The organism is Brachybacterium tyrofermentans, from assembly GCF_039526165.1.
In the GTDB taxonomy this organism is placed as follows: Bacteria; Actinomycetota; Actinomycetes; order Actinomycetales; family Dermabacteraceae; genus Brachybacterium; species Brachybacterium tyrofermentans.
Genome location: NZ_BAAAIR010000034.1, coordinates 145,580 through 167,136, shown reverse-complemented (window position 1 = coordinate 167,136; position 21,557 = coordinate 145,580). Strand labels below are relative to the sequence as shown.

18 protein-coding genes are annotated in these 21,557 nt (G+C 70.9%); 12 read left to right on the top strand and 6 right to left on the bottom strand.

Going from position 1 to position 21,557, the window contains the following annotated elements:
- Positions 1-77: 77 nt before the first annotated feature.
- Positions 78-2,072, bottom strand: a complete 1,995-nt coding sequence (locus tag ABD093_RS08370) for a BCCT family transporter (protein WP_343923689.1) — start codon at positions 2,070-2,072, stop codon at positions 78-80.
- A gap of 274 nt (positions 2,073-2,346) precedes the next feature.
- Entirely contained in the window at positions 2,347-3,132 is a 786-nt protein-coding gene (mtnN, locus tag ABD093_RS08365) for a 5'-methylthioadenosine/S-adenosylhomocysteine nucleosidase (protein ID WP_343923687.1), read from the bottom strand.
- 121 nt (positions 3,133-3,253) lie between these two features.
- On the opposite strand from mtnN, the gene ABD093_RS08360 reads away from it, so the two are divergent.
- Positions 3,254-4,153, top strand: a complete 900-nt coding sequence (locus tag ABD093_RS08360) for an alpha/beta hydrolase fold domain-containing protein (RefSeq protein WP_343923685.1) — start codon at positions 3,254-3,256, stop codon at positions 4,151-4,153.
- 34 nt (positions 4,154-4,187) lie between these two features.
- Here the strand turns inward: ABD093_RS08360 and ABD093_RS08355 are convergent, their stop codons facing one another.
- The gene (locus ABD093_RS08355; RefSeq protein WP_343923683.1) at positions 4,188-4,898 is read right to left on the bottom strand and encodes a lysoplasmalogenase family protein; all 711 of its coding nucleotides are present in this window, start codon (positions 4,896-4,898) and stop codon (positions 4,188-4,190) included.
- Between the two features lie 172 nt (positions 4,899-5,070).
- Positions 5,071-6,822 (bottom strand): arginine--tRNA ligase, encoded by a 1,752-nt coding sequence (gene argS / locus ABD093_RS08350; protein ID WP_343923681.1) that lies wholly within the window; start codon positions 6,820-6,822, stop codon positions 5,071-5,073.
- Between the two features lie 151 nt (positions 6,823-6,973).
- Here argS and ABD093_RS08345 point away from each other — a divergent pair, with 151 nt between their 5' ends.
- From ABD093_RS08345 to ABD093_RS08295, 11 genes are all read left to right on the top strand, one after another.
- Entirely contained in the window at positions 6,974-7,393 is a 420-nt protein-coding gene (locus ABD093_RS08345) for a YccF domain-containing protein (RefSeq protein ID WP_193116372.1), read from the top strand.
- A 2-nt stretch (positions 7,394-7,395) separates the two neighbouring features.
- Positions 7,396-7,917 carry a flavin reductase family protein gene (locus tag ABD093_RS08340; RefSeq protein WP_343923679.1) on the top strand — a complete coding sequence of 174 codons (522 nt, stop codon included), beginning with the start codon at positions 7,396-7,398 and terminating at the stop codon, positions 7,915-7,917.
- Positions 7,918-7,999: 82 nt separating this feature from the next.
- Positions 8,000-9,010 (top strand): alpha/beta hydrolase, encoded by a 1,011-nt coding sequence (locus ABD093_RS08335; protein ID WP_343923677.1) that lies wholly within the window; start codon positions 8,000-8,002, stop codon positions 9,008-9,010.
- On the top strand, positions 9,007-10,521 hold the full coding sequence (locus ABD093_RS08330; RefSeq protein WP_343923675.1) for an alcohol acetyltransferase: 1,515 nt from the start codon (positions 9,007-9,009) through the stop codon (positions 10,519-10,521). The genes ABD093_RS08335 and ABD093_RS08330 overlap by 4 nt, the downstream gene beginning before the upstream one ends.
- Entirely contained in the window at positions 10,518-11,183 is a 666-nt protein-coding gene (locus ABD093_RS08325; RefSeq protein WP_343923673.1) for a DUF6320 domain-containing protein, read from the top strand. The genes ABD093_RS08330 and ABD093_RS08325 overlap by 4 nt, the downstream gene beginning before the upstream one ends.
- A 160-nt stretch (positions 11,184-11,343) precedes the next feature.
- On the top strand, positions 11,344-13,128 hold the full coding sequence (locus tag ABD093_RS08320) for a DUF7937 domain-containing protein (protein ID WP_343923671.1): 1,785 nt from the start codon (positions 11,344-11,346) through the stop codon (positions 13,126-13,128).
- Positions 13,129-13,190: 62 nt separating this feature from the next.
- The gene (locus tag ABD093_RS08315; protein WP_343923669.1) at positions 13,191-14,489 is read left to right on the top strand and encodes a uracil-xanthine permease family protein; all 1,299 of its coding nucleotides are present in this window, start codon (positions 13,191-13,193) and stop codon (positions 14,487-14,489) included.
- A gap of 92 nt (positions 14,490-14,581) precedes the next feature.
- Entirely contained in the window at positions 14,582-15,442 is an 861-nt protein-coding gene (locus ABD093_RS08310) for an ABC transporter ATP-binding protein (RefSeq protein ID WP_343923667.1), read from the top strand.
- 102 nt (positions 15,443-15,544) lie between these two features.
- A complete protein-coding gene (locus ABD093_RS08305; protein WP_343923665.1) occupies positions 15,545-16,588 on the top strand; it encodes an iron-siderophore ABC transporter substrate-binding protein in 1,044 nt (347 codons plus the stop codon).
- A complete protein-coding gene (locus ABD093_RS08300; RefSeq protein WP_343923663.1) occupies positions 16,585-18,744 on the top strand; it encodes an iron ABC transporter permease in 2,160 nt (719 codons plus the stop codon). Before ABD093_RS08305 ends, ABD093_RS08300 begins: the two co-directional genes overlap by 4 nt.
- Before the next feature lie 35 nt (positions 18,745-18,779).
- Positions 18,780-19,370, top strand: coding sequence for an AAA family ATPase (locus ABD093_RS08295; RefSeq protein WP_343923661.1), 591 nt, complete (start codon positions 18,780-18,782; stop codon positions 19,368-19,370).
- Here ABD093_RS08295 and ctlX read toward each other — a convergent pair.
- Entirely contained in the window at positions 19,348-20,352 is a 1,005-nt protein-coding gene (gene ctlX / locus ABD093_RS08290) for a citrulline utilization hydrolase CtlX (RefSeq protein ID WP_343923659.1), read from the bottom strand. The two genes, ABD093_RS08295 and ctlX, sit on opposite strands and share 23 nt — an antisense overlap.
- Before the next feature lie 47 nt (positions 20,353-20,399).
- A complete protein-coding gene (locus ABD093_RS08285) occupies positions 20,400-21,428 on the bottom strand; it encodes an ornithine cyclodeaminase (protein WP_343923657.1) in 1,029 nt (342 codons plus the stop codon).
- Between the last annotated feature and the right edge of the window lie 129 nt (positions 21,429-21,557).

Sequence of the window (21,557 nt, the reverse complement as noted above, 5' to 3'; positions counted from 1 at the left end):
GATCGCTAGAACCCGCCTCTGCCACCGGGCCTCGTCCTGTCAGATGATGCGGCGCGGCATCAGGGATGCCGCGGCGCTCACCGGTCGCGCCGGAACGGGTTCCGCGGACCGCGTCGGTTCGCATCGGACGCCGGACCCGTCGCCGGGGGAGCGGTGTCCTCCGCGGAGATGGCCGGGTGCTCGGCGGTGAAGGTCGACAGGTGCTCGGCCACCTGCGCCTCGACCTGCTCGGAGACCTGTGTCTCGACCTGGTGGTTGAGCTGGGCCTGGAACTGCTGGCCGTACTCACCCTCCAGATGCGACTCGATCCGGTTCCCGATGCCATCGGAGAACTTCTCTTCGACCCGGTCGCTGACCTGGTCCGTGAGCTCTTCGGAGTAGCGCTCCATGAACTCGCGCTGGCGGATGCGGAGCTCGAGGCGCTCGATGACCTTGACCTCGTGGCTGAGCGAGCGCCACAGGGAGATGGCCATGCCGATCATCACCACCGAGAACGGCAGGGCGGAGAGCAGCGCCAGCGCCTGCAGCGCAGACATGCCGGATCCCTCGCCACCGGACAGCGAGCTCACCCAGATCAGCGACGCCGCGATGACGCCGGACGTCGCAGCCCAGAAGATGCGCGTGATGCGGGGCGGGTTCGGGTCGCCCTTGTGGGCGATCATATCCATCACGAACGCGCCGGAATCGGCACTGGTGATGAAGAAGATCGACACCAGGATCACCGCGACGCCGGAGAGCAGGGCGCCGGCGGGCAGATGGCTGAAGGTGTCGAACAGCGCGGTGTTCGGGTCGATCGCCCCGGTGCCCCCGGTGAAGTCGACCTTGTTGAAGACCGCCTCGTACAGCGCAGTGCCACCCATGATCGTGAACCACAGGAAGGTCAGAGCGGTAGGCACCAGCAGCACGCCGGTGATGAACTCGCGCACGGTGCGACCCTTGGAGATGCGGGCGATGAACACGCCCACGAAGGGCGACCAGGAGATCCACCAGCCCCAGTAGAACGTGGTCCAGCCGTTGATCCAGCCGGCACCCTCGTCTCCGAGGAAGGGCATGGTCTGGAACGAGAGCTGCAGGAAGTTCTGCAGGTAGTACCCGATGTTCGAGACGACGTCTCGCAGCAGGAACAGCGTCGGCCCGAGGACCAGCACCGCGACCAGCAGGAGCGCGGCCAGGCCCATGTTGAGGTTCGACAGGATCTTGATGCCCTTGTCGACGCCGCTCGCGGCGGACAGGGTGGCCAGCGCGGTCACCACGAGGATGATCACGACCTGGACCCCGGTGGAGTTCGGGAGCACGCCGAGATGGTCGAGCCCGGCGGCGATCTGGTTCACGCCGAAGCCGAGCGAGGTGGCGATGCCGAAGAGGGTGCCCACCAGCGCGATGATGTCGATGACGTCACCGACCCAGGTGTCGGTGCGCTTGCCGAGGACGGGCTCGAGAGCCCACCGGATCGACACCGGGCGGCCCTTGCGATGCACGGCGTAGGCGACGGCGAGGCCGACCACGACGTAGATGGCCCAGGCGTGAAGGCCCCAGTGCAGGAAGGTCTGGCCCAGGGCGCGCTCGGCGCGGACAGGGTCATCGAATCCGGCGGCGTTCGGCGGGATGCCGGGGCCCGCGGTATCCGCGAAGAAGGTCAGCGGCTCTGCCGCGCCCCAGAACACCAGGCCGATGCCCATACCGGCGGCGAACAGCATCGCGAACCAGGAGAACAGGCCGAACTCGGGCTTGTCATCGTCCTTCCCGAGCTTGATGTTTCCCATGCGGCTGACCGCCAGGACGATCGCGAAACCGACGAAGCCGGTGACGATCAGGACGTAGTACCAGCCGATCGACTCCACGACGGTGGAGTTCAGCGTGGAGATGAAGTTGTTGAAGACGTCTGGCAGAGCCAGGGCGAAGACCACGGCGATGAGGATGATCCCGGCCGAGACGAAGAAGACGGGCTTGGACAGGGAATAGCCTGCCTGCGGGCTCGCGGCCTCGGTGTGGGGTGGAGAGGTCTCTGTCGGGGGGGGTCGACATGTTTTCTCGTTCCGATGGGGGATTGGGACAGGGAGCCCGCGTCCCACCGCGAGGAATACGACGTGCCTACGTGGGCACTTCAGGGGAGGACGGGCATATAGCACTGTAACGGCGGCACTGGATTCGGCATAAGCGACGGTGCCCGCAGAGGACCCCGCGATCGCTGCACCGTGGTCCTCCACACACCGTAGTCGACCCCGAGGTGTACCAGGTCACGACTTTGCAGCAGTCTCGCGGCACCGTGCGGTGAGGTGCCGTGAGACGCCGGGCAGTGCGGTGCTGTGAGGCACAGCGAGGTTCGGTCGACGAGCGGCCCCCATGTCATCCGACGAGGTTGCTGGCGAGCTCCTGGACGGCCCGAGCCGAGATCTCCGCGACCAGGTCGATCTCGAGGTGGAACTGCTGACCGGCGGTCGGGCCGCACAGATCCGAGACGGCGCGCAGAGCCACGAAGGGCACGCCGAGCTGCGCCGCCGTCCGAGCGCTCGCCGTGGTCTCCATATCGGCGCTCACGGCGCGCGGGAACCGCTCCCGCATGGGGGCGGCCAGAGGCGCGGTCACGAAGGCGTCCCCGGAGAGCATCAGACCTCGCCGGTGGCCGGCCGGTCCGGCCTGTGCGGCGGCCGCCTGCTCCGCGCGGTCCGCCCAGGCGGAGTCGGCCTCGTAGCGCTCGGGGCCGCCGGGGACCTGCCCGGGGGCGTAGCCGAAGGCCGTGGCGTCGGCGATCGAATAGGTGAAGGAGTCGCCGACGATCAGTGTGCCCACCTCGACGTCTGCCGCGAGACCGCCGCAGGATCCGGCGGCGACCACCGCGCGCGGGGCGTGGGCGAGGATTCCCCAGGTCGCGGCCGCAGCGGCCGCGGCGATCCCGATCCCGGTGGTGACGACCACGGTGTCCAGGCCGCCGAGCGCGCCGCGCACCGCCGTGACGCCGTCCACGAAGGGAGTCGGTACGGCGGTCGGATCCTCCATCCGGGAGGTCAGCGGCGCCGCCTCCTCGGGCATGGCGGCGAGCACCACGAGCGGGCCGGTCGCGGCAGAGGACGCAGAGGGTGCAGTGGGCGCAGTGGTCGCGGGCGAACCAGGGGAGGCGGGGGAGGACGTCATGCCTGAAGGCTACCGGCGGCGGAGCGCGTGACGTGGCGGAGGTGACCGGGTCCCAGCCACGTTCGTTAGGGTGGAGCCATCCGCAGCGAGGCGACCCCCGGGTCGCAGGTAGGAGGCAGTCATGGGTCGCGTCCGAGATGCAGTGGTCACCGGGGCACGGGCGGTCCGCCGGATCCCCATCCCGTCGGCCCTGACCCACCAGGCGCTGCGTGAGGCGCGCAGCCCGCACCCGCCCAGCCATGTGCTGAAGGCTCATGCGGTCGAGAACGAGATGATCGGCCGCACTCGCTCCGTCTGGCTCGACGAGCATCGCGCCGACCGCGGGATCATCATCTTCCTGCATGGCGGCGCGTATGTCTCCGGACCGTTCGCGAGCGACTGGGCCTGGCTGTCCCGCCAGGTCGAGGCCCGGGGCTGCGCCGGGCTGATGATCGATTACCGCAACGCCCCGGACCATCAGCACCCCGTCGCGCTCGATGATGCCGAGGCGGCGATCACCGCTCTGGCGGCCGACGGGCGCCTCGCGGACCAGCCGTGGATCCTGGCCGGCCAGCACTCCGGCGGCGGGCTCGCCTTCGCCGTGGCCCGCCATCTGCGCGACCGTTCCGACATCCCCGCCCCGGACGCCCTGATCGCGATGTCCCCCTGGCTGGACCTCGAGCTCTCCAACGCCGGGATCACCGAGACCGATCAGGTCGATCCGGTCCACGAGCGTCGGCTGCTGCGCGATGCTGCTCGGAGGTACGCGGGTCGCACGTCCCTGGACGACCCCGATCTGTCGCCGATCAACGCGGCCCTCGAGGGGCTGCCGCCGGTGCATCTGAGCGTGGGGACACGGGACCTGTTCCTCTCCGAGGTGCGGGTGGCGAAGCTGCAGCTCGAGGAGAGCGGCCAGGACGTGGCCTATCGGGAGATCAGCGGGCGGCTCGGGCTGCAGCTGGTCGCCCGCAAGGGCGAGGACATCGAGCGCGTGCACCGCGAGCAGGCCGATCTCATCGCCCGGGTGTTCGCGGAGCACTGAGGGTCGCGGAGCACTGACGGCCGCGGGGTGTCTGTCAGTTCTCGACGATGACCAGCGCGGCACCGGCGCGGCATGCCGGGGCCCAGCGGCGAGCCGGTATCGTGCGCACCAGCCCGGCGATCAGCAGGGCATGGCCCACGGCGTAGGAGGCCATCACCCACACGGAGCTGTAGGCGATCGCAGCACCGGGCAGGAACCAGTTCATGGCGAGCATCGAGCTGGACAGCAGGAACAGCGTCCCGCCCGTCCAGGTCAGCCCGTTCCCGCCGGCGGACAGGAACGCCATCGTGGCCAGGGCAACTGCATAGGCGGCGACGGCCGGGAGCAGGGGGCCGGAGCCGTCCGCGCAGGCCACGAACAGGCCGATCACGACGCCGCCGTAGGGGATCGCCAGTGCGATGCGCATTGGATCGCGGGTGCGGTTCCACAGCGGTGCCAGCGCCGTCGCGTAGCAGACCAGTGCCAGCAGGAAGCAGAGCACCGAGATCAGCTGGACGTTCTCCGGGGCGAGCTGGGAGAGGCTGTCCCCGGCCCAGGCGAAGAGCAGGCCGAGCAGAGTCAGGGTGCTGGTGCGCGTGCGCCGGGGGAGGGCAGTCACCAGCGCGGCGATGAGCAGCGGGGCGAACAGCGGCTGGGTGGAGCGCTGGATCATCTCCGCGCCCGTGAGCAGTGCCCAGATGTGCACCGCCAGCACGAGGGCGTACACCCCCCACAGGGCGAGGTGGAGTGATCTGATCGGCGGCACCGGTCCAGGTTAGGAAGCATTCGGGCGGTGGACCAGGGGTTTTCTCACGCCCTGGGGCACGGTTGCGTAACAACCAGCCACGTTTTGGTCACGGTGACGTGTCCTGCCGTTCCCGAGGGGGCGACCGGCGCGGGTTGCCGCCGGTTGCCCCTCCATCGCCCGTGAAGGACGATCACATCTGCTGGGGGGCGTTCACGCCGAGGGCGTCGAGCCCCTCGACGAGCACCTTCTCGGCGAGCTGGGCGAGGGCGAGGCGTCCGGCCCGCACCTGCTCGTCGGACTCCTTGAGGATGGGCGAGGCCTCGTAGAACGAGGTGAAGGCCTGCGCGAGGGAGAACAGGTAGGCGCACAGGCGGTGCGGCTCGTAGGCGGCGCCCACGGCGGTGAGCGTCGGCCCGAAGTCCAGCAGGTGGAGTGCGAGAGCGCGCTCGGCGTCGTTCTCCACCCGGGGGGCGTCGGCTGCGACCAGGCCCTGCGTCTCGGCCTTGCGGCTGATCGAGCGGATGCGGGCCACCGCGTACTGGAGGTACGGGGCGGTGTTGCCGGTCAGGGCGAGCATCTGGTCCAGGTCGAAGGTGTAGTCCGCGTCGTGCGAGGTGGAGAGGTCCGCGTACTTCACGCCGCCGATGCCGATGTCGTGGGCGATCTGCTCCCGCTCCGCCTCCGGCAGGTCGGGGCGCATCTCGTCGATGACGGTGCGCGCCGTGGTCACGGCCTCCTCGAGGAGCGCCATCAGGCGCACGGAGGAGCCGGAGCGGGTGCGCAGGATCTTGCCGTCCTCGCCGAGCACCGAGCCGATCTTCACGTGCTGGACGTCGACCTCCTCGGGCAGCCAGCCGGCATCGCGGGCGGCGGTGAACACCATCTTGAGGTGCAGCTCCTGCGCGGTGCCGATGACATAGGCGATGCGATCGGCGCCGAGCGCGTCCACGCGATGGCGGATCGCGGCGAGGTCGGTGGTGGCGTAGCCGTAGCCGCCGCCGGTCTTGCGGATGATCAGCGGCAGCGGCTGCTCGTCCCGGCCGATGAAGCCCTCGGGGAACACGCACAGGGCGCCGTCGGAGATCCGTGCCAGACCGTCGGCCTCGAGGATCTTGCACACGATCTCGAGCTGGTCGTTGTAGCTGGACTCGCCGGCGAGATCGTCGTCGGTGAGCGTCACGTCGAGCATGTCGTACACACGGTGGAAGTACTGCTTGGACAGCTCCACCAGGTGCCGCCAGATCTCGAGGGTCTCGGGGTCGCCCGACTGGAGGGTCGGCACGCGACGGCGGGCCCGGTCGGCGAACTCGTTGTGCTTGGAGCCGTCGGCACCCGAGAACTTCGCGTTCGCCGCCTGGTAGAAGGCGTTGGGGTCGGTCTCCAGGAGCTTCGCCTCGTCGCTGTCCTCGCCGACGTCCAGCAGGTGCTCGATGAGCATGCCGAAGGGGGTGCCCCAGTCGCCGATGTGGTTCTGGCGCACGACGGTATGGCCGAGCTTCTCCTGCGTGCGCACGATGCTGTCGCCCACGACCGTCGTGCGCAGGTGGCCGACGTGCATCTCCTTGGCGACGTTCGGTGCCGAGTAGTCGACGACGACGGTGTCGACCGTCTCCGGCACCGGGACGCCGAGGCGCGGGTCCGTGGTCAGCTCGGCGGCCTGGGCGGCGATCCACTCGGTGCGCAGGCGGATGTTCAGGAAGCCGGGCCCCGCGATCTCGGGGGTCTCGGCGATGTCGTCCAGCTCCACGGCGGCGAGGATCTCGGCGGCGATGTCGCGGGGCTTCTTCCCCAGGCGCTTCGCGAGACCCATCGCGGCGTTGCACTGGAAGTCCGCGAACTGGGACGGTCGGATGATCGGGTCCGCGTCGGCGTACTCGGGCCCGAAGGCGGAGGCGAAGGCGGACTGGAAACGCTCGGTCAGCGCGATCTCAGGTGCAGGCATGCCTCCAGCGTAGTCGGGGCGAGACGCCGGATCCCGCGCCGTGGACGTGATGCTCGCCCGGATCCGCGCCGTCGGACGGTGCGGGTTCCTGCCGGTCGGGGCGGGGGATCGCCCCCTGGTCGCGCCGCGGGGCAGTGCCTAGGGTGGGGTCATGCGCTCCGTACTGACCCTGATCCTGAACATCATCTGGCTGCTCACGGCCGGCTGGGCCCTGTTCCTGGGGTACCTGGTCGCCGGGATCCTCGCCTGCATCTTCATCGTCACGATCCCCTTCGGGCTGGCGTCCTTCCGCATCGCGGGCTTCGTGATCTGGCCCTTCGGCCGCGAGGTCGTCGACACCCATCGCGGGGGCGCCGCGAGCACGGTCGGCAACGTCATCTGGTTCGTCATCGCCGGCTGGTGGCTGGCGCTGGGCCACGTCGCCACGGCGCTGGCGCAGGCCATCACGATCATCGGCATCCCCTTGGCCTGGGCGAACATCAAGCTGATCCCCGTCACGTGCTTCCCCTTCGGCAAGGTCATCATGGATTCGGACTCCGCCCGCGCCCGCATGTTCCCCACGGCCCGTTGAGCGTGACTCCCTCTCCCTCGCCCACTCCTTCGCCCGTTCCTGCTGTCGACGAGGACGACTACCGGCAGCTCAGCGACCTGGTCGCGGCCGGACTGGCGATCATCACCACGCGCCAGGACGGGCACGACGTCGCCGTCACCGTCGACTCCTATCTGGACATCTCCTACGATCCGCCCACGATGCTCGTGGCGCTGTACGGGATGTCCCGTATCGCCGAGGCGGCCGAGGAGAGCGGCCACTTCTGCTTGAACGTCCTGGCTGCGGACCAGCAGCACCTCGCCGACCGCTTCGGGACCCCGGCCTCCCCGCTGATCGGTCTGCTCAGCGGGCTCGAGGTGGGTCGCACGGCCGACGGCGACGCGGTGCTGGGCGGCGTGCTCGCCCATTTCGCGATCCGGGTCGAGCAGGCCGTCGACGCCGCCACCCATCGGCTGCTGATCGGCCCCGTGGTGGGGCTGGGAGACGGTCGGCTCGTGGGCGGGCCGGCCGTGCGCTTCGCGGGGGAGAAGCACGAGCTGCGCTGACGCTCCGAGCGGGCTGGGTGCCCAGGTCCGACGTCTATGCTGGGTCGATGGAACGCCGTGTCCCCGATCTGGCCCGTCGCGCGTGAACCCGCTGCTGAAGGCTGTGCTGCGGCTGTTCGCCGCGCCGCGCGTGAACATGCGCGAGGACTACGCGAAGGTCCGCCACCTCCAGCGACAGCTGGCCGCGCTGCCGCGGCCCCGTTATCGCTCGACCTCCTGGCGCACGATCGCCGGCGGCCGCGACAGCAGCATCCCGGTGCGCGTGTTCGACCCGCACGAGAAGCGCCGCGAGGAGCTGCTGCTGTTCTTCCACGGCGGCGGCTGGGTCACCGGGGACATCGAGAGCTACACCCCGGCCTGCGCGACGATGGCTGAGCTGACCGGTGCGACGGTGGTCTCCGTCGACTACCGCCTCGCCCCGGAGCATCCCTTCCCGGCAGGTTTCGAGGACTGCTACGAGATGGTGCAGCGGCTGCTCGAGGACCCGGGCCTCGCCGATCTCGACGGCTCGGACCGGATCGTGCTGGTGGGAGATTCCGCCGGGGGCAATCTCGCGGCGGCCGTCTCCCTGCGGCTGCATGAGCTCGGGCACCGCGGCGTGCGCCGCCAGGTGTTGCTGTACCCGGTGACCCACTGGGACCACGATCCGCAGACCTCCCCGTTCGAGTCGGTGCACCATCATGGCGAGGACTATCGGCTCACCAGCACCGAGGTGCAGGACTACATGCAGATGTATGTCCCTGACCCCGAGGCGCGCCGCGATCCGAGGGTCTCGCCCCTGATGGCGCCGGATCTCTCCGGGCAGCCGGAGACCCTCATGATCACGGCGGAGCTGGATCTGCTCTGCGACGAGGGCGAGGCCTATGCCCGGGCGCTCGCCGAGGCTGGGAACAGCGTGCGGATCCATCGGGTCGAGGGCGCCCTGCACGGGTTCATCACGCTGCCCCGCTTCTCCCGCTCGCTGCGAGACGCCTACGAGGTGATCAACACCTTCCTCGACGAGGAGCTTCCCGCCGACGCCGGCACAGATGCTGACGCCGGCACAGATGCCGATGCCGGTCCCGACAGCGCCCGCCCGGGGACCGTGCCGTGAGCCGCCGTCGGTGGGTGCGGCTGGACAATGCCTCGAACATGTTCCTCGCGGCGCGCAGCGAGGTCGACCCCAAGGTGTTCCGGCTGGGCGCCGAGATGGATCACGAGGTCGATCCGCAGCTGCTGCAGGAGGCGCTGGAGGAGACCTACGAGAAGTTCCCGCTGTACCACGCGGTGCTGCGACGGGGCGTGTTCTGGTACTACCTCCAGGACAGCGAGCTGCGGCCCATGGTCACCGAGGAGATCACCGCTCCCTGCGCCCCGATCTACCAGGCCGATCGGCGGTCGCTGCTGTTCCGGGTCATGCACCACCGCCATCGCATCTCCCTGGAGGTGTTCCACGCCCTCTCCGACGGCACCGGCGCCCTGTGGTTCCTCACCGATCTGGTGACCGCCTACACGCAGCTGAGGTTCCCTCCGGAGCGCGCGGACCAGCCGGCCGCGGACGGTGCGGCGTCGGACGAGCAGGCGGCCTCGCTCATCGACCCGACGCTGGAGGTCTCGCCGCGCGACCCCGTGGCGATGACGGGCGGGGAGATGCCGGGAGGGGAGACCGCGAGCGCGAAGCCCGGTCACGATCTGACCACCGACTCCTTCGTGCACTACTTCCGTCGCAGGCGCCGTCGGCGGGCCGACGTCTGGGAGGCGCGGGCGGCCTTCAGCCAGGAGGCCGAGGCGGAGCCGACGGGAGTCCCCGATGGCGTGCTCAGCGCGACCGACGCCCCCGAGCATCGCGCCGCACCGAGCTCTCCCGCGCGCTCCGTGCACCGCGTGCGCGGGACCCGAACCCCGGACAGCCGCACCCGGGTCGTCGAGCTGACCATGCCCGCGAAGCAGGTGCTGGACCTCGCCCGCGCCGAGCGGGTCGCCCTGACGATGTACCTCACCGCCGTGTTCTTCGAGTCGGTGCGGCGCTCGGCCGGGGATCTGGGACGGGCGCCCACTCTGGCCGCCTCGGTGCCGGTGAACCTGCGCCAGTTCTTCCCCTCCACGTCGGCGCGGAACTTCTTCGCGACCACCCGGGTCGAGCACACCTTCGGCAGGGGTGACGACACCCTGGGCGCCATCAGCCGGGGCCTCGAGCGCGCCTTCCGGGCCCGCGCCACCGCGGAGGCGCTCGAAGGGAAGCTGCGCCGCTTCCTGCGCTTCGAACGGATGCCCGCGCTGCGCGTCATGCCCCGTCCCCTGAAGGACGTGATCCTCGACCAGGTCAACCGGGCCAGCAACCGCGGGCTCACCCTCGCCGTCTCCAACCTGGGCCGGGTGGTGCTGCCCGAGGAGGTCGCCGTGCACGTGGACCGAATGATCTTCCAGGTCTCCGCGGTGCGCCCCCAGTTCTGCGCGATCTCGCATTCCGGGGTGCTCACGGTCAGCTTCACCTCCCCGTTCCTGGAGACCGACCATGTGCGCGAGTTCGCACGGCTCCTCACCGCCTCCGGGGTCGACGTCACCGTGGTCGCCGCGCGCGTCACCGAGCAGGAGCTGGCGGACGCCGGGGAGGGCACGCGATGAGCCTGTGCCCGAGCTGCCTGGTCGATATCGAGGGCGAGTGGACGCGCTGCCCGCTGTGCGGAGCCGCCGTGGTGGGCGAGCGCACACCGAGCCCGCTGCCGGATGTCCCGTTGCGCTTCTCCCGCCGACGACTCCTGCGAGCGCTGGTGCTGGCCTCCCTCGGCGTTGTGCTCGCCTCCTTCGCCGTGCAGCTGCTGATCACCCCGGGCGTGCCCGGGCTGGGGGTGCTGCGGTCGATCTGGCTCGCGATCGCCGCCCTCTGGATGGTGGCTCTGATGGCCGTGCACAAGCGCCGCAACATCGCCAAGAGCACCGTGTACCTCGTGGTGATCGTGAGCCTGGTCAGCGTGTACTGGGACTACCTGCTGGGATGGAGCGCCTGGTCGCTGACGTTCGTGGTGCCGATCCTGTGCGCCTCGTCCCTGCTCGCCCTGATCCTCGTGGTGCGCCTGATGCGGATCGACCTCGGGGAGCACATCATCTACAGCGGCCTGATCGTGGTGCTCGGGCTGACCCCGCTGGTGTTCCTCGCCCTGGGGTGGGTGAGCGTCGGGCTGCCGTCGGCCCTGTGCGGCGCGCTCTGCGTGGTGGCGCTGGGGCTGCTGCAGCTGGCGCGCGGCGCCGAGGTGCGCCACGAGCTCGCCAAGCGTCTGCACCTGTGAGCCCAGGGCCGTACCCCTGCCTCTGCCCCTGCCTCCGACCCCTGCGGCGCGCCGCAGGGGGAGGGGGCGCTCGCCAAATTATGATCGGGAGCGCAAGTGCGCAGCCGGACGGGGAGGACTCCGTCGGCTCGAGCACGCGGAACCACGGAAGAGAAGGTCGATGGACAGCGATCGCCGGCGCGACGAGAACCAGGATGCGGACTGGATCTTCGCCACCGATGATCCGCAGACGCTTCCCACCGAACGGCTCCCGGACCGTGCCGAGTTCGACCGCTATGCGGCCCCGCTGCTCGCACGACGCCGCGCCGAGGCGGTCCTGCCTCCCAGCGAGCAGATGACCACCGATCTCAGCGATCTCGACGGCGATGCGCTGCGCGCGGGCTCCGAGCCCGAGGCCCGCACCGGGGCGATCCCGATGATCGAGCTCGACGCGGACGGTGCAGACGGCGACGCGGACAGCTCCCCGGGGACGACGAGCGGTTCCGAGATGCCGGGCACGACCTCGCCGCTGCGGGCCCCGCGGGACCAGACCTACGCCCGCTCCGGGACCACCCCGAACGCGGAGGACTCCGAGGATTCCGGTCGCGGGGTCGACGGTCTCGTGCTCCCGGACCGCTTCAAGGAGCTCGGTGTCTTCGACGCGCTGCGGGACGTGCTCGCCCTGGTCTGCATGGTCACCGCGCTCACCACGACCTTCACCGTCGCGCACAGCACGCTGGTGGACGGCGTCGGCAAGATCGCCATCGGCGTGGGCCTGGTCGCTCTCGTCGCCGTGCACCTTCTGCGCTGGATCCCCAAGGCCCCGCCGCTGACCGCGATCCGTGCGGTCCGCGTGATCGGTCTGCTGCCGGCGCTGCTGGTGGCGGTGGGCACTGTCCTGTCCGATCTGGTCCTCTCGCTGCCCGTGCTCTTCGCCTCCCTGCCGGACGGGCCGCCCGTGGGCCTGGGCATCGGGGTCCCGCTGCTGCTGCTCGGCGCGATCATCGGGATCGAGCCCCGTGCCCACGAGGGATACCTGCCGCAGGCCCGGGCCCGACGGGTGGCCCGCATCGGGCTGGTCGGGGTGGGGATCGGCGCCGGCGTTGCCCTGCTCCTCGCCCTCGTGATGATCGTGGGCAGGATGTTCACCACCGGATGGGCCTATTCGCTGCTGACCATCGGCGACACGGTGATCTCCGTGCTCCTGCTGGGGATCGTGCTCGCCTCGGCACTGCTGCGCGAGCGCTCCTGGTACGTGTTCTCCACGGCCGCCGTGGGCGGTCTGGCGCTGGCCGCCCTCGCGGACAACACCCTGCAGCTGCAGTTCGCCGCGCCGCTCAGCTTCGCGACCGACTTCGTGTACCTGCCGTTCCTGTTCGCCGCGCTCGGCCTGATGATCTCCCGGTCCTTCGTGCGCACGATGCCGATCTCCTTCCGCCGCACCGACTGGCTCGTGTTCACCGTGCGGGCCTTCGAGTTCAGCGCCGTCCTGCACGTGGCCGCCGTCCTCTGGCACCTGCTGGCAGCGCTCGTCGCGACCACGGGGCTTGCCCCGGGCGGCACCGTCCTGCACCTGATCGACGCCGCCGTCTGCCTGTGCTTCGTGGCGGTCTCCCTGTTCGCCCGCACCTCGCTGCTGTCGCGTCCCGCGATGACCGCCCGCGCCAACGGCGTGATCTCGGGACTCATACTCGTGGTCGTCGGCTTCCTGGACGTCATCGTGAACTCGCTCGCCACGGGCGCCGGCGCGGGCCTGGTCACCGGTGGCACCGCCCTCGCGGTCGGTATCGCCGTCGCCCTCATGCTCACCGTGCCCGCCCCGGTGCGCGACGAGTTCGGTGCCCCGGACATCGCCCGGATGTTCGCCGACTTCCGCTCCCGCGACTCCGGCAGCGTCTCGCTGCTGAACCAGGTCCCGGACGTCACCGAGGAGACGGCGCGCAAGAAGGTCTTCCCCGGCCGCTGACCGTCGGCCGCATGCACCCGGGCCGTCAGGCCCGTCCATTCCTCCACACCCCTGGGAGACCCATGTTCCGCTGGAGCCTGCACGGAGATGGCCGCACCATCGCCCCCACCGCGATCGTCCTGCCCGAGGAGCGGCTGGCCTGGCCGCTGACCATCGGGATCGGGGCCCAGCACGTCATCGCCATGTTCGGCGCGACGTTCCTGGTGCCGCTGCTGACCGGCTTCCCACCCTCGACCACGCTGCTGTTCTCCGGCATCGGCACCCTGCTGTTCCTGACCATCACCCGCAACAAGGTGCCCAGCTACCTCGGCTCCTCCTTCGCGTTCATCGCGCCCATCACCGCCTCCACCCAGGCGGACTCGATGGGCGCCGCGCTCGGCGGCGTGATGGTCACCGGGCTGCTGCTCGCGGTGCTGGGGCTGATCGTCGCCCGCGTGGGCACGCGCTGGATCACGGTGCTCATGCCGCCGGTGGTGATGGGCTCGATCGTGGCGCTGATCGGCTTCAACCTCGCCCCCACGGCGTATGACAACTTCAAGCAGTCCTCGCTCACCGCGACGATCACCCTGCTCGCCGTGGTGCTGTGCACCGCGCTGTTCAAGGGGATGCTGGGCCGGGTCTCCGTGCTGCTGGGCGTGCTCGTCGGCTACGTCGTCGCCGTGCTGCGCGGCGAGGTCGACTTCACGCCGGTGGCCGATGCCGCCTGGCTGGGCCTGCCCGAGTTCCACCATCCCGAGTTCGACCTCGGCCTGCTGCCGATGTTCCTGCCCGTGGTCGTGGTGCTGCTGGCCGAGAACGTCGGTCACGTGACGAGCGTGGGCCTGATGACGAACCGCAACCTCGACCACATGGTGGGGCGCACTCTCGCCTCCGACGGTCTGGCCACCGCTCTCTCGGCCGGCTTCGGCGGCTCGCCGACCACCACCTACGGCGAGAACATCGGCGTCATGAGCGCCACTCGCGTGTACTCCACCGCCGCCTACTGGGTGGCCGGCATCGTGGCGATCCTGCTCTCGCTGTCGCCGAAGGTGGGCGCCGCGATCTTCACGATCCCGGCCGGTGTGCTGGGCGGCGTGACCTTCGTGCTCTACGGCCTGATCGGCATCGTGGGCGTGCGCATGTGGGTCGACGGCAAGGTCGACTTCTCCCGCCCCAAGAACCAGTTCACGGCAGGCGTCGCCCTCGTGATCGGCATCGCCAACGTCACCTGGACCTTCGGCGGCATCCAGCTCACCGGCATCGCGCTGGGCACGATCGCCGCACTGGCCATCTTCCACGTCATGAACCGGCTCGGTCGGGTCACCGGCACCGAGGTGGAGTCCGAGCCCGCGGAGGTCGTGGAGCCGACGGTCCACGGCTGAGGCGTCCGCCGTCGGCGCCTGCGGGTCACGGACTGCTCACGGAATTGAACAAGGGTCGACGCGCGTATTGAGGTAAGGCTACGCTTCCCTTCGTGCCCCCTGCTTCCGCCGCCCCTCGTGCGCCCCACGCTCCCCGCCCCGCCCTCGTCGGGCAGGAGCTGCATCTGCGCTACGGCCGCCACCCCGTGGTCCACGGCGTCACGATCGCGCTGACCCCCGGCACCGTCACCGCGCTGCTGGGCCCCAACGGGAGCGGGAAGTCGACCGTGCTGCGCTCGCTGGCGCGCCTGCACCCCCTGGGAGAGGGCGAGATCCTGCTCGACGGGCCCGAGGGCGCTCGCAGCGCCGCCCTGCTCAGCGCCAAGGAGCTCGCGAAGGCGCTCACGCTGTTCTCGCAGTCCCGCACCAGTCCGCAGGGCCTGTCGGTGCGCGATGTGGTCGCCTTCGGGAGGCATCCGCACCGTCGGCGCTTCGCCGGCCTCACCGACGCGGACCGCGCCGCGATCGACCACGCGATGGAGCTGACCGGAGTCTCCGTCTTCGCCGCCCGCGGGGTCGGCGAGCTCTCCGGGGGCGAGATGCAGCGCGTCTGGCTCGCCTCCTGCCTCGCCCAGGACACCGGCATCGTGCTGCTGGACGAACCCACCAACCACCTCGACCTGCGCTACCAGATCGAGACCCTCGACCTGGTGCGCGACCTCGCCGAGATCCACGGAACGGCCGTGGGCATCGTGCTGCACGACCTCGACCACGCCGCCCGCATCGCCGACCAGGTGATCCTGCTCAGCGCCGGGAACATCCATGCCGCCGGGGCCGCCGGCGAGGTGCTCACCTCCGAGCATCTCAGCGACGTCTACGACATCCCCATCGATGTCACCGCCGATCCCCGCAGCGGCCGCCTGCGCATCGAGGCCCTCGGCCGGCGCGGCATCCGGGTCGCCGCCGCCGTCTGAGCCGCCGTCCGAGCTGTGGTCGGAGCTGCAGCACGTCGCCTCACCTGTCACTCCCGTCCGTCCCGTGGCCCCGGCCGCCCTTCTCTCCCTGGAGACCCCGACATGAACCGACCTTCCCGCCGCGCCCTCGCCGCCCTCACCGCCGGCGCGGCCGCCGTGACCCTCGCCGCCTGCGGCACCACCGCGGTGCCCGAGACGGACGCCGCGGCGCCGTCGGACGCCGCCGCGATCAGCGACTCCTGCGCCGAGGACTCCACCACGACCTCGACCGCGCCGGTCTCCGTGACCGATGACCTCGGGCGCACCGTGACGCTCGACAAGCCCGCCGAGCGGGTCGCCGTCCTGGAATGGCAGCAGGTCGAGGACACGCTCACCCTGTGCATCGCCCCAGTCGCCGTCGCCGACGTCGAGGGCTTCACCACCTGGGACACCGCCGAGACGCTGCCCGAGGGCACGGTCGACGTCGGCACCCGCGGGGAGCCCAACCTCGATGCCCTCGCCGCCGCCGATCCCGACCTGATCATCGTCGAGGCCACCGGCAAGGACGACCCCGTCGTCGCCCAGCTCGAGAGCCTCGACGTGCCCGTTCTCGCGACCGTCGGGGCCGACGCCTCCGATCCGATCGGCACCATGAAGGGCCTGTTCACCCTGATCGCGGAGGCCACCGGCCGCACCGAGCGCGCCGACGCGGTGCTCAGCGAGTTCGACGAGCACGTCGCCGCGGCGACGCAGGAGGTGGCCGACGCCGGCCTGAGCACCACCGATTTCGTGTACTTCGACGGCTGGGTCGACGGCGGCAACGTCACGATCCGTCCCTTCGGCGAGGGCGCCCTGTTCACAGCGCTGGGCGAGGAGCTGGGCCTGACCAACGTGTGGACCGGCGAGACCGACCCCGCCTACGGCCTGGGCCAGACCGACATCGAGGGCCTGACCGCCGTGGGGGACGCCAACCTCATCTACACCTCGACCGACGATCCCGCCGGGAACTACGTCGACGAGCTCGAGAAGAACGACCTGTGGACGAACCTGCCCGCCGTGCAGGACGGCCGCGCCTTCGCCTTCCCCGCCGGGATCTGGACCTTCGGCGGCCCTCGCTCCTCCGAGCAGGCCATCGATGCCTACGTCGAGATCCTGACCGCCTCGTGAGCCGGACGGCGACGAGCCCGTCGTCGGCGCCGGAGCACCCGCCGGCCCCGGATCAGGCGCCGACGTCGGCATCGATCCCGTCCCGCAGCCCCCGCGAGGCGCTGCGGGTCGGGGCCGGCGGGATCCTCGGCGGGATCGCCACTCTGGTGCTGCTGGCGCTCGGCGTGATCGTGGTCGGTGCCTGGCACCTGACCCAGGGGACCTCCGGGATCGGGCTCGGCAACCTGCTGGCGTACCTCACCGGCGGGGCGGACACCGTGGGCGGGGTCGCGATCGCCGACCTGCTCACCGCCTCACGGCTGCCGCGCCTGCTCGCCGGGGTGGCCGTGGGTGTGGCCCTGGGCAGCGCCGGCGCCCTGCTGCAGTCCGTCTCCCGCAACGCCCTGGCCTCGCCGGACACCCTCGCCGTCACCGCGGGCTCCTACTTCGCCCTGTCCCTGGTGGCGGCGCTGGGACTGGCCGTTCCCCTGTGGGCCTCGAGCGGGGTCGCCTTCGTCGGCGGGCTGCTCGCGGCCGCCGTGGTGCTGGCGCTCGCCGGGGGAGCGGCGTCCTCCACGACGCGCCTGATCCTCGCCGGCTCCGCGGTCGCGATGGCGCTGCAGTCCGGCACCTCGATGCTGCTGATCCTCTTCCAGGCCGAGACCACCGGCCTGTATGCCTGGGGCAGCGGCTCGCTGTCCCAGCTGAACCTCACCGCCTCGCTGCGGGCGCTGCCCGTGATCGCGGTGGTGCTGCTCCTGGCACTGCTGCTCTCCCGGCGCCTGGACGTGCTGGGGCTGGGGGACGACGCCGCCTCCGGCCTGGGCGTGCCGGTGCGCTCTACCCGCGTGATCGCCGTGCTCGCCGCCGTGCTGCTCAGCAGCACCGCCGTCACGGTCGCCGGCCCGATCGCCTTCGTCGGCCTCGGCGCCCCCGTGCTCGCCCGCCTGCTCGGCGGCGTGGTGCGCTCTCTGAACCGGCACCTCCTGCTGATCCCCGCCAGCGGCCTGATCGGCGCCCTCGTGGTGCTGCTGGCCGACGCCGTCGTGCGTGCGATCCTCGGCCCCCAGGGTGCGACCGCCGTCCCGACCGGGATCCCCACCGCGCTGCTCGGCGCGATCATCATCATCCTGCTGGCCCGGCGGCTTCCGGACTCCGGCTCGCGCGTTCCGCCCCCGCAGGCGCGCACCTCTCTGCGCTCCCGCCGACAGGTCGTGATCGTGCTCGCGGCGAGTGGCGCGGCGCTGCTCGGCATCGCACTGCTGGGACTGCTCGCCGGCAGCCTGTGGCTGCGCACCGGGGATCTCGCGCTGTGGGTCCAGGGCGACGCGCCGTCCCTGGTGGCCCGCGCGCTCGGCGAACGGGTGCCGCGGATGACCGCCGCCGTGCTGGCCGGCGCGGCCCTCGCCCTGGCCGGCTGCGTGGTCCAGTCCACCGTGCGCAACCCGCTCGCAGAGCCCGGCCTGCTGGGCATCACCTCCGGGGCCGGCCTCGGCGCTGTGATCGTGGTGACCGCGCTCGGCGGCGGCCGCCCGCTGATGATCGGCTTCGCGGTGGCCGCCGGTATCGCCACCTTCGCCGTCATCGCGCTGCTGGCCTGGCGCGGCGGCCTCGCCCCGGAGCGCTTCGTGCTGGTGGGCATCGGCGTGGGCTACGCGATGAGCTCTCTGACCACCTTCCTGCTGCTGCAGGCCGACGCCTGGAACACCCCGCGGATCCTCACCTGGCTGTCGGGGACCACCTACGGCCGCACCCTGAGCGACGTGGCCCCCGTGCTGGTGGTGCTCGCGATCACCGTGCCCGTGATGCTCTCGCTGCACCGCGAGCTGGACCTGCTCGCGATCGACGAGGACTCGCCGCGGCTGCTCGGCGTGCGTCTCCAGCGCACCCGTGTGCTGGTGCTGGGCCTCGCCGCCGTGCTTGCCGCGATCAGCGTGGTCGCCGTCGGCGTGGTGGGCTTCGTGGGCCTGGTCGCCCCGCATCTCGCGCGGTCGCTCGTGGGTGGTCGCCACCTGCGCTCGATCCCGGTGGCGATGCTGCTGGGCGGGGTGCTGGTGGGACTGGCCGACGCCCTGGGCCGCTCCCTCATCGCGCCCGCGCAGGTGCCGGCCGGACTGCTGGTCTCGCTGATCGGTGCGCCCTACTTCGTCTGGCTGCTCTGGCGCTCGCGAGTGTGAGGTCGCGGGTGAGTACGCGTGTGAGGATAGGGCCCATGCCCGACGCCGCGCCTGCCGCCATGCCTGCTGAGATGCCTGCTGAGATGTCCGCCGAGTCGCTCACCGTTTCCCACCCGGTCCCGACGCTCGTGATCCTGCGCGGGAACTCCGCCTCGGGGAAGTCCACCGTGGCCCGTCGCGTGCAACGGTCCCTTCCGCGCGGGCGCGTCGCCGTGATCGGTCAGGACCATCTGCGCCGGGAGCTGCTGTGGGAGCACGATGCGGCCAATGGAGACACCGCCGGGCTGATCCTGGCCACGGCCCGGCACTGTCTCGGGATCGGACGGATCACGGTGGTCGAGGGGATCTTCGGCAGCGAGCGCTACGGAGATATGTTCGAGGAGATGCTCGCCGACCATAAGGGTCCGTGCCTCGTCTACTACCTCGACGTGAGCCTCGCGGAGACTCTGCGCCGTCACACAGGCAAGACGATCGGCGGGGAGGTCCCGGCCAGCGAGGTCGCCTCCTGGTACCGGGAGCACGACGTGCTCGGGACACCGGGGGAGCAGGTGCTCGGCGAGGAGCTCTCGGAGGACGACATGGTGGCCCGGGTGCTCGCGGATCTCACGACCGCTGAGGAGCACTGACCCCGACGTTGCGGGTACCCAGGCCCCGCAGCGTGGTCGCCGCCTGCTGCGGAGGCAGATGGATCCCCGCGATCATGCACCGCACCGAGCCGCCGGCGGCCTCGATCGTCGGCACGGGCACGGCGAGGATCCGGCATGAGAGCTCGATCCGGTCCCGCTGGGCGGGGGAGAGGTGCCCTGCCGCACGAGTGGACATCACCAGCAGCCGTTCCTCATCGGCCGTCCCGGCGTGCCCGGTGACCTCGAGGCAGTTCCCGAGGAAGCCCTGCACCTGGGACTCCGTGAGCTCCACGATCTTGCGGCCCGACGCCCGCAGACGATCGAGGACCATCCCACGCTGGGCGTGGTCCCGGATCATCCCGGTGCCCACCAGCGCCACCTCTGTTCCCACGCTCATCAGCACGTTCGTGTGATAGACCGGCACGCCTCGAGCGTCCGTGGCGTCGAACAGGACGGGGTCGTACCCGAGATCCGTACAGACCTCGGCGAACAGGCCGTCGTCCAGTCGGCGGGAGCGACAGGCGTAGGCGACGTGGGCGAGGTGGTCCAGCACCATCGCCCCGGTCCCCTCGAGGAAGCGGCCCTCGCGCTCCGCGGCCGACCAGTCCGCCACCCGGCGCACCGTGAAGTGCGTGCGCAGGTGCTGCACGATGTCGTCGCGGCGCTCCGCCCGACGGTTCGCGGCGTACATCGGATACAGCGCGAGGGTGCCGTCCGCGTGCGTGGACAGCCAGTTGTTGGGGAACACGCTGTCGGGCGTCGAGATGCCCTCGTCCTCGAAGAGGCTCACCGCGACCCCGGCCCGCTCGAGAGCCGTGGCCAGGCCCCCTACCTCCTCGCGCGCCCGTCGGGCGGTGTCTGCGTCGGGCGCGACGAGGCGGCGCTGGAAGGCGTTGTCGGCCGCCGTCTGGGCGTTGGGATGGAAGTGGTGAGGGCGCACGAGGACGACGTGCGAGGGTGCCTGCGCTGGCGTCGCCGTCATGCCTGTCGTCCCCGTCATGCCCGACGTGCTGAGTGCCCCGATCATGGTCAGCTCACCGGGGTGAGGACGTCCACCAGGGAGAAGAGGTCCTTGGGGTCGTCCGGATCGGCCACCAGGTCCAGCGCGGATTGGAGGTCGGTGCCGGCGGTGGCGTCGCGGGCGCAGCGCAGCGCGGAGAAGTCGGAGATCGCGAAGCCGACGGAGTCGAACACCGTGACCTCCTCGGCGGAGGACCGGCCGCCCGCGGCGCCGGTGAGCACCTGCCATAGCTCGGTCACCGGGAAGTCCGCAGGCATCTGCTGGATCTCGCCCTCGATGCGGGTCTGCGGGGTGAACTCCACGACCACCCGGGCGCTGTCGAGGATCGCGGCGTCGAGCTCGGTCTTGCCGGGACAGTCCCCGCCGATCGCGTTCACGTGCACGCCCGGGGCCGCCTGATCCGCGCGCAGGATCGTGTTGCGGGCCTTGTCCGCCGTGCAGGTGGTGATGATGTCCGCGCCGAGGACCGCGTCGTCGACCGAGGTCGCCGCATGCACCCGGAAGCCGAGCGGCTCGAGGTTGCGTCGCACCTTCTCGATCGCCGCAGCATCGATGTCGAACACCCGCAGATCCTCGATGCCCAGCACGCCGCGGAAGGCGAGGGCCTGGAACTCGGACTGCGAACCGGCACCGATCAGGGCGAGGGTGCGCGAGTCCGGCCGGGCGAGGGTCTTCGCCGCGAGGGCCGACGTCGCGGCGGTGCGCAGCGCGGTCAGCAGCGTCATCTCGGCGAGGAAGGTGGGATAACCGGTGTCGACGTCGGCCAGGACCCCGAAGGCGGTGACCGTCTGGAAGCCGCGCGAAGGGTTGGACGGGTGACCGTTGACGTACTTGAAGGAGTAGGTCTCCCCGTCGGACGTGGGCATCAGCTCGATCACGCCCAGTGGGGTGTGGCTCGCGATCCGTGGGGTCTTGTCGAAGCGCTCCCAGCGGCGGTAGTCAGCCTCGAGATAGTCGGTCATGCGCACGAGGATCGCCTCGGCGCCATCGCGCCGGATCCATCGCGCCATGCTGGCGACATCGAGCAGCTGGGTCATCGCACTCGCCTCCTGAGAGCTGGGCCGGCGGCTGGGCTCCGCGACTCCTGGAGGCCCCGCGCTCGCCGGTGTGGTGGAGTCCAGCGTAGATTTCGCAGAAGGCAGGCGGTAGAGACGGATCGCTCGAGA

Excerpts from the sequence above, each read along its gene's own strand:
- ABD093_RS08325 (WP_343923673.1), top strand. The coding sequence starts at position 10,518 with ATGAGCCTGTGCCCGAGCTGCCTGGTCGATATCGAGGGCGAGTGGACG.
- ABD093_RS08305 (WP_343923665.1), top strand. The coding sequence starts at position 15,545 with ATGAACCGACCTTCCCGCCGCGCCCTCGCCGCCCTCACCGCCGGCGCG.
- ABD093_RS08295 (WP_343923661.1), top strand. The coding sequence starts at position 18,780 with ATGCCCGACGCCGCGCCTGCCGCCATGCCTGCTGAGATGCCTGCTGAG.
- ABD093_RS08285 (WP_343923657.1), bottom strand. The coding sequence starts at position 21,428 with ATGACCCAGCTGCTCGATGTCGCCAGCATGGCGCGATGGATCCGGCGC.
- ctlX (WP_343923659.1), bottom strand. The coding sequence starts at position 20,352 with ATGACGGCGACGCCAGCGCAGGCACCCTCGCACGTCGTCCTCGTGCGC.
- ABD093_RS08320 (WP_343923671.1), top strand. The coding sequence starts at position 11,344 with ATGGACAGCGATCGCCGGCGCGACGAGAACCAGGATGCGGACTGGATC.
- ABD093_RS08360 (WP_343923685.1), top strand. The coding sequence starts at position 3,254 with ATGGGTCGCGTCCGAGATGCAGTGGTCACCGGGGCACGGGCGGTCCGC.
- ABD093_RS08345 (WP_193116372.1), top strand. The coding sequence starts at position 6,974 with ATGCGCTCCGTACTGACCCTGATCCTGAACATCATCTGGCTGCTCACG.
- argS (WP_343923681.1), bottom strand. The coding sequence starts at position 6,822 with ATGCCTGCACCTGAGATCGCGCTGACCGAGCGTTTCCAGTCCGCCTTC.
- ABD093_RS08315 (WP_343923669.1), top strand. The coding sequence starts at position 13,191 with ATGTTCCGCTGGAGCCTGCACGGAGATGGCCGCACCATCGCCCCCACC.
- mtnN (WP_343923687.1), bottom strand. The coding sequence starts at position 3,132 with ATGACGTCCTCCCCCGCCTCCCCTGGTTCGCCCGCGACCACTGCGCCC.